This window comes from Acetobacter sp. KSO5 (assembly GCF_044094635.1).
GTDB lineage: Bacteria > Pseudomonadota > Alphaproteobacteria > Acetobacterales > Acetobacteraceae > Acetobacter > Acetobacter cerevisiae.
The window spans coordinates 969,273-981,850 of the sequence record NZ_CP172014.1 but is presented as its reverse complement, the minus strand read 5'-3'; the positions used below and the strand labels follow the sequence as shown (position 1 = coordinate 981,850).

9 protein-coding genes and 2 riboswitches are annotated in these 12,578 nt (G+C 59.7%); of the genes, 3 read left to right on the top strand and 6 right to left on the bottom strand.

Features of this window, described 5'->3' with window-relative positions; all coding sequences use genetic code 11:
* Position 1: 1 nt before the first annotated feature.
* On the bottom strand, positions 2–2,134 hold the full coding sequence (locus ACHQGU_RS04510) for a TonB-dependent receptor (protein ID WP_395496378.1): 2,133 nt from the start codon (positions 2,132–2,134) through the stop codon (positions 2–4).
* A gap of 245 nt (positions 2,135–2,379) precedes the next feature.
* Positions 2,380–2,590, bottom strand: a riboswitch (cobalamin riboswitch).
* 101 nt (positions 2,591–2,691) lie between these two features.
* A riboswitch (cobalamin riboswitch) is annotated at positions 2,692–2,904 on the top strand.
* A gap of 40 nt (positions 2,905–2,944) precedes the next feature.
* On the opposite strand from ACHQGU_RS04510, the gene ACHQGU_RS04505 reads away from it, so the two are divergent.
* Positions 2,945–3,364, top strand: a complete 420-nt coding sequence (locus tag ACHQGU_RS04505; protein ID WP_395496004.1) for a hypothetical protein — start codon at positions 2,945–2,947, stop codon at positions 3,362–3,364.
* Complete coding sequence (locus ACHQGU_RS04500; RefSeq protein ID WP_395496003.1) at positions 3,361–4,803, top strand: hypothetical protein; 1,443 nt, start codon at positions 3,361–3,363, stop codon at positions 4,801–4,803. Before ACHQGU_RS04505 ends, ACHQGU_RS04500 begins: the two co-directional genes overlap by 4 nt.
* Positions 4,804–4,830: 27 nt before the next feature.
* Here the strand turns inward: ACHQGU_RS04500 and ACHQGU_RS04495 are convergent, their stop codons facing one another.
* Both ACHQGU_RS04495 and ACHQGU_RS04490 read right to left on the bottom strand, forming a co-directional pair.
* Positions 4,831–5,376, bottom strand: a complete 546-nt coding sequence (locus ACHQGU_RS04495) for a hypothetical protein (protein WP_395496002.1) — start codon at positions 5,374–5,376, stop codon at positions 4,831–4,833.
* Between the two features lie 8 nt (positions 5,377–5,384).
* On the bottom strand, positions 5,385–6,575 hold the full coding sequence (locus ACHQGU_RS04490) for a DUF3500 domain-containing protein (protein WP_253559675.1): 1,191 nt from the start codon (positions 6,573–6,575) through the stop codon (positions 5,385–5,387).
* A gap of 144 nt (positions 6,576–6,719) precedes the next feature.
* On the opposite strand from ACHQGU_RS04490, the gene ACHQGU_RS04485 reads away from it, so the two are divergent.
* Positions 6,720–8,327: a tannase/feruloyl esterase family alpha/beta hydrolase gene (locus ACHQGU_RS04485; protein ID WP_395496001.1), complete on the top strand. Its 1,608-nt coding sequence runs from the start codon at positions 6,720–6,722 to the stop codon at positions 8,325–8,327.
* Positions 8,328–8,433: 106 nt separating this feature from the next.
* Here the strand turns inward: ACHQGU_RS04485 and ACHQGU_RS04480 are convergent, their stop codons facing one another.
* From ACHQGU_RS04480 to rfaE1, 3 genes are read right to left on the bottom strand one after another with little or no spacing between them, the layout of a single operon-like run.
* Positions 8,434–9,954: a replicative DNA helicase gene (locus ACHQGU_RS04480; RefSeq protein WP_062140566.1), complete on the bottom strand. Its 1,521-nt coding sequence runs from the start codon at positions 9,952–9,954 to the stop codon at positions 8,434–8,436.
* Complete coding sequence (locus ACHQGU_RS04475) at positions 9,951–11,147, bottom strand: AGE family epimerase/isomerase (protein ID WP_395496000.1); 1,197 nt, start codon at positions 11,145–11,147, stop codon at positions 9,951–9,953. The genes ACHQGU_RS04480 and ACHQGU_RS04475 overlap by 4 nt, the downstream gene beginning before the upstream one ends.
* Positions 11,144–12,577, bottom strand: coding sequence for a D-glycero-beta-D-manno-heptose-7-phosphate kinase (gene rfaE1 / locus ACHQGU_RS04470; RefSeq protein ID WP_395495999.1), 1,434 nt, complete (start codon positions 12,575–12,577; stop codon positions 11,144–11,146). Before rfaE1 ends, ACHQGU_RS04475 begins: the two co-directional genes overlap by 4 nt.
* Position 12,578: the final 1 nt, after the last annotated feature.

The window sequence follows — 12,578 nt, the reverse complement described above, 5'->3', positions numbered from 1 at the left end:
TTTAGAAATCCGCCTGCGCACTGATGGAGAAGGACCGGGGCGCACCGAGCATTACCTCACTCGGGTAGCTGGTGTCCGCCCACTGGATGAAGTGCTTGTTGCCAATATTGTCGATGCGGCCATAGACCGTAATGTTTTTATAGGCATGCCAGCCTGCAAAAACATTGACCAGCGCATAATCCTTCAGAGACAGCGTATTCGCATAATCTCCTTTTCGGGCGGACACGTAGCGCATCCCCGCCCCCAGATCGAGCGGAAGCTCCCCCACGCGGGACCAGATAGCCCACAGATTGGCCGTGACAGCAGGCACATCTGGCACCTGATTGCCCGATGCATCGACCGAGGCGCTGGGATGAAATGAGCCGTAGCGGGAATAGGTGTAGGCCACGTTGCCCGACAGGCTCCAGTGCCGGTTGAGTGTCAGATCACCCTGCCATTCCACCCCACGCGATTTCTGCACACCGGCGGTCGCTACCGTATCCGGCCCGGTTGCAACCAGCATACGGGTCCGCCTGATGTCATACAGCGCCAGCGTGGTGGTGAAGCGCCCATCCCAAAGGCTAGCTTTTACGCCAATTTCGCCCTGCCGGGAGTGGCTGAGGCGGGTGAACTGCCCCCGATTAACCAGAAACAGGTTGGAACCCGGCGGATCTTCCCCCGTCGTATAAACCCCATACACGCTGATGTTTTTCGTAATATCGAACACTGGCCCGATGCGGAAATTATCCGGGTTATAATGGCCTTTGAAACTTGTAGCCGCGTTAAACTGCCCGGCCTGCGTGTAGTTCTGCCGGTCGAGCGAAAGCCAGTCATACCGGAAACCGCCCACCAGCCGCAGATTATCCCGAATGGTCAGAACGTCTTCCAAAAACAGCCCTGCCTGCACCATCGTGGTGGGAGATTTCATGAAGGGATATTCCCCCGCAAAAGACCCAAGCGGCGTGGATTCCGGGCTGGCGAGAGACACACTGTCCGCATAATCCGCCGAAGGAAAACCACGGTTGCGGATAAAGCGCAGATAATAGGCATCCCCACCCAGCACAAAACGGTTCTTCATACCGAAGATGGAAAAATCAAACTGCGCGTGCAGCGTATCCCCAACCTGATGCTGGTTCTGATACACATAAAACCGGTCTCGCCCGATACGCCCCGGCGCAATGGCATTGCCTGCGGCATCCGTGCTGCCGGGGCTGTTGAGGTAGGTCAGGCTTTCCGCATTATTCCAGCGCCGTTTGGAATAAATGAAGTAGCTGCTGTTATGAAACAGAACATGGCTGTTCACCCGCCAATCCAGATGCAAAGTGGGCGTGGCGTTGACGGACCCGGCCTTACCATCCCGCACGTTATAATACCGCCAGAGGGATGCACGGGTAATGCCCAGCCCCTTACGGGAACTCAGCAGACCGCCTACACGCCCGCCCGTCTGGGAAAGATCCACCAGCGGTGTACCGTAATAGGTGGACAACCGGTCAGTCAGATAATCCATGCTCAGCCGGGCAGTGAATTTGGATGTCGGCTTCCAGAGCAGGGTGGTGGTGAAATCATCCGAGTGCGGATCAGCCCCTTTTACAAACCCGTCGGAGGAGGTACGGCTGAAGTCCGTGCGCAACGCCAGCGTTTGCGTAATGGGGACAGAGCCACCTATGCCCGCATTCCATGTATTGAAACTGCCATAGGAGATAAGCGCATTGGCATGGGGGCCATCAAAGGTCGGGTTTCGGGTGCGCATATCCACCGTGCCGCCCACCGCCCCCTGCCCATACAGCACGGAGGACGGGCCTTTGAGCACCTGCACACTTTCCAGATTGAAGCTGTTCTGGGGCCGGTTGATCATTGTGGTGGGGCCAAAATACTGGCCGTCATGCAGCACCAAGATCTGGTTCCCGGTAAAACCGCGCATCATCAGCTGCGCCGGGCTACCCGGAGACCCACCGGACGAAACACCGGGGGCGCTGTCTGCTGCCGCCTCGGCCTGCGCATAGCCACGCTGCATCATCAGATCATGGGACACGACATTAATGGTGCCCGGTGTGTGCTGGATGGAAAGTCCCAGTTTGCCACCGACGGCTGGCACGGCCTGAAGCGGCGCTGTCTTGCCGTAAGCCGTAATATATTCCGCGCCTGCCGCCGTCATGGCGGGCACAGGGGTTTCCTGCTTTTTATGCTGAGGACCTCTGTTTTTTTTCAAAGGTCTGGCATCAGGATTTCCCGATCCCTCGGGTGTTGCCGCATAGGCGATGGAAACGGAATTCAGGCCCAGCAGGAGACTGAGGGCGTAAGAGAGTGGACGCACGGGGTTCGCTCCAAAAAACGTCACCGCGGTGGAAGCACTGAGCAAACCGTGCCTCGCCGCCACATCACCCCGTATGGCAGCTCCGTCCGTGACTTTCGGGCAATGGCAGGTCTCCTGGCTCGCTGGTCTTCGGATCTCGCAGCGGCCTTCCCCCCCATGTCCCACACGGGGAGTGGCATGGATGCCGCAAATCCTCTCAGCTTACAGTTGCGGGGGCAGCATCGGCTTGAACCGATTTCCCTCTTAGCCCTCCGACCGCACACACAGCCTGAAGGCACCATAGCTGGGTGCAGCGTAAACATGCTCCGCAAAAGCTTGTCAACGAAACTGCGGCTACACGCATGATAAAAAACGACCCCTAATTCCTGCTGTTGCGAAAAACCGGGTTTGCGTACACTCTGCCCGCATCAGTCAACAGCCCCGCGCAAGCGGGTTAAAAGGGAAGACCGTAGGCCGTTAAGCACGGCTCAGTCGGTCGCTGCTCCCGCAACTGTAGGCGGTATGTCTGGGCCTTTTCTGCCACGCGGCAGGCCACTGGTGAACAACCGGGAAGGTAAGGCTCAGATGCGTATCCGCGAGCCAGGAGACCTGCTGTTGTCGTTCAGGACCGTGCCGCCGGGCGGGATGTACCGGAAGGCAGGAGTAAAAACCGTGAGACCGTTCTCGCCCCTTTCCTCTTTGCCGCGTCCATATCGGACGGCTGAGGCTTATCACCCGGCTTTTGCCAGACTGCTGCGCACATGCCCGCCCCGTTTCCATGCCCTGCAGGCTGCCCGTCTGGCTTTGCTACCGCCCCCGGAGCAGGAAGACGTTATTGCACGCAACGGCCACGCGCTTTTCCTGAAACTGACACCCAGCCTGCCCCCAACACACCGGGAACGCGGGGCCATGCTGGAAGAGGCTTTTCGCCCCCTTCTGCTAACGGCCACTGAGTATCTCGAAACCATGCCTTCTCTCACGCTGGATATGGCACCCGAGGCCGCACAGCAGATTGTGCAGGCCTATGTGGCCGTGCATTGGGCACGCGGCGCACAGGCCGCCGCCATGGCTTTGTATAACGCCCCGGCATGAAGGCACTCCGCAGAGCGCTTTATCTGACACACAGATGGCTGGGGCTTGGCATGGGGCTGCTGATGGCAGGCTGGTGCGCGTCCGGCATTGTCATGCTCTGGCACACATGGCCCCAGCCGGATGACCGTGCCCTTGCCCATGTTCCGGCAGAAATCCAGTGGCCTGCACACCTTCCGAATTTACGCGACCTCGACAGGGACAAACGCTTTCAGGCGTTCCAGATCAGCATGGTTGGGCAGGAACCCGTTCTGACGCTCACCCCGGAAAACGGGCCGCCCTTTGCGCTTGATCTGCGCACAGGCCTTGCGGGCCGCATTCCCCCGGCAGACGCCGCTACCAGCGCCCTACGCTATGCCCGCGCGACTGGCGCGCAAGGTCAGCCAGTGTTTGATGGCCTCACCACGGACGACCAGTGGGTTCTGGATACTCATGGCCGGGAACATGGATTTTATCGTTTTCTCTTCCCGGACATTCACCACACGCAGGTTTACGTGTCCTCTCTGACAGGCGACGTCATGCAGGCCACAACCCGCACGACCCGCGTATGGGCATGGGTTGGCGCTATCCCGCACTGGCTCTATCCGGCAGTGCTGCGCAAACATCCCATTCTCTGGCAGCAGGTCGTGATTGTGCTGGCTGGCACAGGCGTTTTTCTGACGGTTACCGGGTTGTGGATTGGCGTTCTGCGGCTCCGGCGCAGGTCCCCTTTTACGCCTTACCGGGGGTGGCATTGTGTTCATCATGTCAGTGGCACGGTGTTTGGCGTGCTGGCCCTGCTCTGGGTGACAACCGGACTACTCAGCATGTCACCGGGCGGCCTGTTCCACAGCAAACCGGACGCCGTGAACCCGTTGCGCGTGACCGGCACCGTGACGGGTGCAGAGATTCAGGCTCTGCTTTCCCGGCTTGATACCACAGCCCCTACCGGCTGGACCGGCGCAAAAAGCAGCTTGCTGGACGGGCATGTTTTCCTGCAAGCCCAGAAAAACTCGGGCTTTCAAAGACTGGACGAAACACTCGCCCCCGCCCCTTTCACCAAAGAGCAACTTGTCCAGTTTCTACGTCCTGCAGGCTTGCTCAAAACAGCAGAGAGCCTGACCTTCCTCACCAGCGCAGACGCCTATTACTTCAGCCGCCCCACGCATAAACGGCATTTTCCCGTCTGGCGTGCGCAGGCCGCAGACGGCACCTTGATCTATCTGGACGCACAATCCGGCGCGGTGCTGACCATGCTGGATCAGCCCGCTCGCCAGTCGCGCTGGCTGGTTTACGGGTTTCACGATCTCGATTTCTGGCCATGGTTGCGTGACGCCCCCACACATTGGGGCATAGCCTTGCCGCTCCTGAGTGGCGTACTGTGCGTGTTTCTGTCAGGCGTCATTATCGGTATCCGACGCCTCAGACTGATGCGCCTCAGTCGGATGAAAAGGCCCGGCTGACCAGCCTGACAGAGTTTTTAAACAGCCCTACTGCGTCACAACAAAGTCAAGCTGATAAGACGCCTGATCCGCTGAGCGTTTTTGCCCCTGCACCTGAATGCCCGGGTCTTGCGGTTGCAGGCAGTTCACCAGATACACCGTATCTGCTCCGGCCCCGTGATTGGTATAGGCCAGATGATAAGCACCTTTTTGCAAAACGCGCGGCACAGAAAACTGGAGAGCAATCACCCCCTCCCCGCCTTTTATGGCAGAGAGCGTGGGAAAGCTGGCTGATACTGCCTGCAAGGCAACCGGCTTTCCGTTCAGCGTAACACTCAGAGACTGAACAATGCGGACCGCGTAAGCCTGCTGCTCCTCCGCCGAAATCACGCCATCCCCATTCCGGTCAATTTGCGGGATCACCCGCCCCGCCACATCCACGCCGGGTGTCAGGCGCAGGCGGAGCGTCACGCCCTCCCGCGCCAGATCTACAGTTGTGGCCTGCAAATATTCATCCAGCCGATGGGCCGAGGCCTGATGAACGCCAGCCAGACACACCAGCCCGCCAATAAATGCTGCTTTGGGTAAGGTCATGCGCACACTCATTTGACGGTAAACCGGCTGCCGTAACTGTTCGTCGGGTCCCGATAGACCGTATGCACATGCAGGGTCGGGTCACCCCCCACACCCTGCGGAGAAAACTCAATAACCAGATGCGGTCCCTGAATACGGTAATACGAGGAGCCGTTACGGTCCGGCGCATGGGTGGTCGGGCCGCTCCATGCAAACCATGTTTCATTGAGATCACTCTCAATTTCTTTCAGGCGCGGGGCGGCATAAACCGGATTGATAATGCCAGCCCATTCACTAATCACATCCAGCAGCAGCGTTTTCTGCGCAGGCGTCATGGCCGAACCTTTCAGCCCTTCCGGCACAATGGTTTCGCCATCATGCCCCGGCCCCATCACCAGATCCTCCACCTTGTACGGTAGAATGGCCTGTTTGCGCTGGGCGGGCGTCAGCGCGTCCAGCAGGGCAAAAGCCTTGTCATTCTCGCCAGCCAGAACACGCACGGTCTTGCCACCGGCCTGATACACAGCAGGCTGCGCGCCCGTCAGAGTGGGCGTCATCACGCCATGTGCGCCATCAATCACAATATTCAGGCCCAGATGATGGCCACCAAACTGCACCATCCACGGCGTTGTGGCACTCGGTTCCCCAAAAACAGCGATGGTGTAAACAGCTTTCCCGGAGGCAAAATTTGTGCCTGCATCCGTCAAAGCCTGATCCGACCCCATGATGTCCTGCACTTTCTGAAACCCTTTCTCGCTCAAAAGGGTTTTCAGAAGTGCCATGGCCGCCGCGCGTTGCGGCTCCGTCAGGCTGCCCATCTGGCGGCCAGGGCGCGGCACGTCGCTTACCGGGAAGTTGGACCACATGGCCTTGCCGTATTGCTCACCAAGAAAACCACCCGGCGGCCCCATGCCCGGTCCGCGCGCTACGGGAGCATTTGCGTTGGCGCTCGTCACCGGTTCAGCCGGGCCACCCGGTGTTGTGCGACGGAAGCGCGCCAGCACAGCAGACTTTTGCGCCACAAACGGAAACTGCACCGTGGCTTTCCCCTGTGCATCGAACGTAGCGAGAAAGGCCTGCGCCGCGGCCACGCCCTTTTGTGTCTGCTGCACAGGTCCCTCCTCCTCAGTGGAGGCCGCAACGGCTGGCTGCACCATCTGAGCCGCGAGAGAAGGTGCAGCCAGCAGCAATCCTGCCGCCACAACAAAAGTCTTTTGCATGAAACGCACTCCGCGCCCGCAGCCGGGCAATTTTAACAACTCTTCTGTGCTGCACAGACTGCCTTCCAATTCTGGCGGGATCAAGGTGCTTCCCCTATGGTCTGTCAGGCGTAGAGTTCAGTCTCTTAATAACAGGAGCTTTCCATGCCTTTCCGTGCTTCTCTGAAGCCTGTTCTGGCCCACCGCACACAAACACTGTGTCTGGCGGCAGCTGTTCTGGCAGTCTCCGCCCCCCTCCTTCGCCCCACAAACGCCCACGCCACCAGCTGCGCCGATCTGGCCCGGCAGGCCTTGCCCGATACCACGTTTACAACCGTGCAGACGGTGGAAGCCGGGCAATGGCAGGCCCCCCAGACGCAGCTGACGCGCATTATGTCAGCACCCGGCATGAATGTGGCGGGCAAACCTACACGCGGCAGCACTCCGGCCTTCTGCCGGGTTGCCGCAACGCTACATCCCTCGTCTGACTCTGCCATCCGCATTGAAGTCTGGATGCCGCTGAAGGGCTGGAATGGGCGTTTTCTGGGCGTTGGAAATTTCGGCTGGGCAGGCTCACTGATGTATCAGGGCATGGAAACCGGCGTGAGCGAAGGCTATGCCGTGGCCAGCACGGATACCGGGCATGACAGCAGCACACCGGAAGGCCAGGGCGGCCTCTTCACCCTCGGCCATCCGGAAAAAATGGTGGATTACGCCTACCGCGCTGACCACCTGATGACCACTACCGCCAAAACGCTGATCCATAGTTTCTACGGGCAGAACGCCAGCCATGCCTACTGGATTGGCTGCTCGCTGGGCGGCCTTGAGGGGCTGATTGAAGCCAAACGCTTCCCCGAGGATTATGACGGCATTGTTGTAGGCGCACCGCCCAACCCGATTGTGAATTTCAACGCCGAGCAGCTCTGGGCCGGGTGGATGAGCTACCATAACCCCGCCCTGGGTGTGCCGCGCGAGAAATTCCAGCTTTTGAACAAGGCTGTGATGAACGCCTGCGCAACGCCCGTTGGCAAAAAGCAGGGTTTTCTGGATGAACCTGACGCCTGCCATTTTGAACCCAAAGACCTGCTCTGCAAGGGCGCGGACACTTCCAGCTGCCTGACGGCGTCTGAAGTGCAGTCTGCTGAACAGATTTATCAGGGACCAGTCAACCCGCGCACGCATCAGGTTCTTTTCCCCGGCCCGGCCAAAGGCAGCGAGGACGGTTTTTCTGCGGACGGCAAAGCCTTCCCTGTAGCACTTGATCTTTTCAAATATGCAGCATTCCAGAACCCGAACTGGGACTGGACGACCCTGAACTGGGACACCGATATTGCCAAAGCCACGCAGGCCGTCGGCCCGCTGCTCCATGTGGATGACAACCTGACCCCGTTCTTCCGGCATGGTGGCAAATTGCTGATGTATATTGGCTGGAATGACGGGCACAACCCGGAACAGCTGGCAGACTATTATCAGGCTGTGATGAAAAATGCTGGTGGCAGCGCAAAGGATGCCATGCGTCTGATCACCATCCCCGGCATGGGCCACTGTTATGGGGGGGCCGGGTGTGACACATTTAGCAAACTGGGCGCGATTGATAACTGGGCAAGCAACCAGACCGCCCCGGACAAACTGATTGCCGCCCGCGTGGAAGACGGCAAAGTGACCCGCACCCGCACCCTTTGCGCCTGGCCCGCCGTCGCCCGCTATGATGGTAAAGGCAGCATGGACGATGCGGCGAGTTTTGCGTGTGTAACGCCCGCAAAAGCGAACTGACACACACCATCCAAAAACAGTTCAGGCTGCCCCATCCTATCATGGGTCAGCCTGAAAACTGGTTTTCTGCACTCTGGTTTTTCACTGACAGAGTGCAGAACAGCCCTTAGTGATGCGGTTCCTCATGCACCATATCTAGATCGGCAAAGCGTGTGTATTCGCCTTCAAAGAACAGATGCACGACGCCGGTGGGGCCATGACGCTGTTTTTCCAGAATGAGTTCGGCCTTGTTATGCACGAGGCTCATTTTGCGCTGCCAGTCATCAAGTGCTGCTGAGTATTTCTCCATGGAATCAAAGGCTGTTTCCTTGGGCATACGCTGCTGGAGATAGTATTCGTCTCGATACACAAACATCACGGAATCCGCGTCCTGCTCAATCGAGCCGGATTCACGCAAATCCGAAAGCATCGGGCGTTTATCTTCGCGGCTTTCCACCTGACGGGAGAGCTGGGAAAGCGCGATAACCGGCACTTCCAGTTCCTTCGCAATCGCCTTCAGGCCCTGTGTAATCATGGAAATTTCCAGAACGCGACTTTCCGGGCGGGTACCAACGGAGGGGCGCATCAGCTGGAGGTAATCGACCACCACAAGGCTTAAGCCGCGCGTCCGCTTCAGGCGGCGGCAGCGGGTTCGCATGGCGGAAAGGGAGATGGCCGGGGTATCGTCAATGACCAGCGGCAGGCGGGCCAGTTCACGGCTCACACGCACAAAGCGGTCAAACTCTTTCTGGCCAATGTCACCACGACGGATTTTTTCACCGGAAACCTCCGCCTGCTCGGACAGAATACGGGTCGCCAGCTGTTCCGCCGACATTTCCAGCGAGAAAATGGCCACGGTGCCAGTCGGCTCAACACCCGGCCCTTTTTCTTCCGCCTCAATCATCAGCGCACGGGCGGCAGAGAAGGCAATCTTGGTCGCAAGCGCCGTTTTACCCATGGCCGGACGACCAGCCAGAATCATCAGATCCGAGGGATGCAGGCCACCGGTTTTCTTATCAAGGTCGCGCAGGCCGGAGGTCAGGCCCGACACATGCCCTTCCCGCCGGAAGGCCAGTTCGGCTGTTTTAATGGCGTCGGTCAGGGCGCGGTCAAACACCACAAAGCCGCCATCCTGCCCTTTTTCGGTCGCCAGACGGAACAGGGCCTCTTCCCCCGCGGCAATCTGGTCGGGGCCGGACAGGTCAGAGATCGTACCAAACGCGCTGTTCACTACGTTCTCGCCAATATCAATCAACTGGCGACGGATCCACGCATCATGAATGGCGCGGCCATAATCCCCGGCATTGATAATGCCGACCATGGAGGTCAGCAGCTTGGCCAGATAGGCCATGCCGCCCACATCATTCAGGATACCGGAATTTTCCAGTTCGGCCCGCAGGGTCACGGGGTCCGCCAGCTGGCCGTTTTCAATCCGGCGAGCAATGGCATCATAAATGCGGCCATTCACCTGATTGGCAAAATGCGCGCCAGTCAGAAAGTCCGAAACGCGATCATACGCCCGGTTGTTTGTCAGCAGCGCGCCCAGAAGGGCCTGCTCTGCTTCAAGGTTGGCAGGAGGATGGCGAAGGGAGAGCGACAGAAGCGTTTCTTCTTCCTGCCGCGCGGGTTGGGTCTGGGTCATGCTCATGCCTTCTTTGCCGCCTGATCCAGCGCATCAAACGCGGTGATGATGTGGTAGAGGGAACTGGTCGGGATTTTTGTCACCGCAGGCGCACCCGCCGCATCCAGCTGGTCCACCCATGTTCCCACCGGGCAGCCGGTAAAATAATGGTCCAGAAGATTGTCCGCCAGACGCACCGCCATACCCCGGCTGTCCTGCTTATCCTGGCTCAGCACACCGCGCAGGGCTTCCCCCTGCACCCACAGGCGGGAGCCGCCCCGCAGTACCGTGCCATCCCGCCGCAGCACATCACGCACCCTGCCCGTTTCCGGCACCATACCAAAACGGGTCGCAAAGCTGGCAAGCCGCATGGCGGGTTCGGACGTATCCACGCCACTCAGGCGGCTATATTCACCCAGCAGCCAGACCCATTCAAAATGATGCCCCGGCTCAACCCATTGCCCGGCCTCACCGGGTGCCAACTGCCAGTCTTTTGTGAAGAACTCGCCCAGCGTGCCCGTTACAGGATCAAAAAAGCGCGTGCGGAACAGCCGGTACAGCGTATGCGCCAGAGCAAGATCAGGCTCGTGCTTTGTGGTGACGTACAGCGCCAGCACGGCTTCCAGCAGATGCATGTGCGGGTTCTGCTGCCGGGGTGCGCCGTCATCCGGCAGGCAGTTCAGAAAGCCATCGTCCGCCGTGGCCATATTTTTCTGAATCCAGACCAGCGTTTCCCGCGCCAGTTTTTCCGCCCGGCCAGAGCCTTCCAGCCGCCCGTACCAGGCCAGCGCAAACACCACAAACGCGAGGTCATACAGGTCTGCCGTGTTGTCCTTCACACCGCCTTCCCGCGTGAGGCTCCGCACCCAGCCGCCATCTTCGCGCCGCGCACGTAGCATGAAGCGGAAAATACCGTGGGCGCGGGACACACCTTCTTCCCACCCCTGCAAGGCCGCCCATGAGAACGCAAACAACTGCCGCGCCTGCACGCGCACCCGCTTGAACGGCGGCAGAGCGGGCTCTCCTTCCAGCGTCAGAGATTCCTGCGCACCCAGCAAGGTCAGATCATGCGGGGTACCATCACACCCCGTGGTGGCCCAGAAGGGCAGAGCCTTCTGGAACAGCCAGTCAGAAAACCGGTCCCGCACCGCCACCAGCGGCAGCGGTGCGCCATCTGTCTGTGCATCTGTCAGAGGATTTGGAGGAAGTGTGCGACTCATGATCCCTGAATCCGTCCAATCGTAGCCGTTGTGGAATGCCCTGCGGCCAGATTAGCCAGCACGAGCCGCCCGCCATTGCTCTGCACAATATCTGCCCCCACAACCTGCTCCGGTTTATAATCCGCCCCTTTAATCAGCACATCTGGCATCAGCGCGCGAATGGTTTCCAGCGGCGTATCTTCATCAAAGGACACCACGGCATCCACATAGCGGATGGCGGCCATTACACGGGCCCGGGAGTCCAGAGAATTCACAGGGCGCGTCGGGCCTTTCAAACGGCTGACGCTGGCATCTGTATTGAGGGCCACCACCAGCCGGTCACATGCTGCGCGGGCTTCGGCCAGCAGGCCGACATGGCCGGGATGGATGATGTCAAAGCAGCCATTGGTAAAGCCGACCTTCAGCCCCTGCGCCTGCCACCGCTGCACCTGCGCGCAGGCTGCGGAAAGTGGGAGCAGATGCGGAATGTCATCCGGGCCGGACTGTTCCTCCAGTTCGTGCTGCACTTCCTGCATGTCTGCCGTAGCGGTGCCCAGCTTGCCCACCACAACACCTGCTGCGGCATTGGCCACACGCATGGCCTGCTCGAACGACATGCCTGAGCCAACCCCCAGCGCCATGGTGGCGATAACGGTATCGCCTGCGCCGGAGACATCGAACACTTCCCGCGCACGGGCAGGCACAGACAGCACGGGGCCGTCGCGCCGGATCAGCATCATGCCTTTTTCCGACCGCGTGGCGAGAATGGCTGAGGCATCCGCCTGCGCCATGACGGTACGGGCCGCCAGTTCCGCCTGCGCTTCCGTCCCCACCGGCATGCCGGAGGCCAGAGCGAGTTCCTTCGCATTCGGCGTGATACAGGTCGCACCGCGATACTGGGTGTAATCCGCCGTCTTGGGGTCCACAAACACCGGAATGCCGCGGGCGCGGGCCATGGTGAACACATGCGTCAGCACGGTGGGGCTGCACACGCCCTTACCGTAATCCGACACCACAACGGCCTGAACCTGATCAATCTGCGCATCAATCGCACGGCACAGTGCCTCGGCCTCTTCCGGCTGAAGCGGAGCACGACTTTCCTCATCCGCGCGGACCACCTGCTGATGCACGGCAATAAACCGCGTTTTGCAGATGGTAGGGCGAGAAGGCGAGCAGACGGTGGCATCCACCACCCGGGCCTGATTGCCCAGAGCGTTCCGCAGCACACCCCCGGCTTCATCCTGCCCGACCAGCCCGACCAGAATGGCGCGGCCACCCAGAGAAATGACGTTATTGGCGACGTTCCCTGCCCCGCCCGGCATTTCCCGCCGGGAGTCCAGCAGAAGCACCGGCACCGGAGCTTCTGGCGAAATCCGCTCCATGGTTCCGTAAAGGAACCTGTCCAGCATCACATCCCCAAGGCAGAGGACCGAAACTGACGAAAAATCCATA

What these genes read in the sequence shown, in the direction of transcription:
- ACHQGU_RS04510 (WP_395496378.1), bottom strand. Translation starts at nt 2,134, where the DNA reads ATGACGGCGGCAGGCGCGGAATATATTACGGCTTACGGCAAGACAGCG.
- ACHQGU_RS04500 (WP_395496003.1), top strand. Translation starts at nt 3,361, where the DNA reads ATGAAGGCACTCCGCAGAGCGCTTTATCTGACACACAGATGGCTGGGG.
- ACHQGU_RS04495 (WP_395496002.1), bottom strand. Translation starts at nt 5,376, where the DNA reads ATGACCTTACCCAAAGCAGCATTTATTGGCGGGCTGGTGTGTCTGGCT.
- ACHQGU_RS04490 (WP_253559675.1), bottom strand. Translation starts at nt 6,575, where the DNA reads ATGCAAAAGACTTTTGTTGTGGCGGCAGGATTGCTGCTGGCTGCACCT.
- ACHQGU_RS04485 (WP_395496001.1), top strand. Translation starts at nt 6,720, where the DNA reads ATGCCTTTCCGTGCTTCTCTGAAGCCTGTTCTGGCCCACCGCACACAA.
- ACHQGU_RS04480 (WP_062140566.1), bottom strand. Translation starts at nt 9,954, where the DNA reads ATGAGCATGACCCAGACCCAACCCGCGCGGCAGGAAGAAGAAACGCTT.
- ACHQGU_RS04475 (WP_395496000.1), bottom strand. Translation starts at nt 11,147, where the DNA reads ATGAGTCGCACACTTCCTCCAAATCCTCTGACAGATGCACAGACAGAT.
- rfaE1 (WP_395495999.1), bottom strand. Translation starts at nt 12,577, where the DNA reads ATGGATTTTTCGTCAGTTTCGGTCCTCTGCCTTGGGGATGTGATGCTG.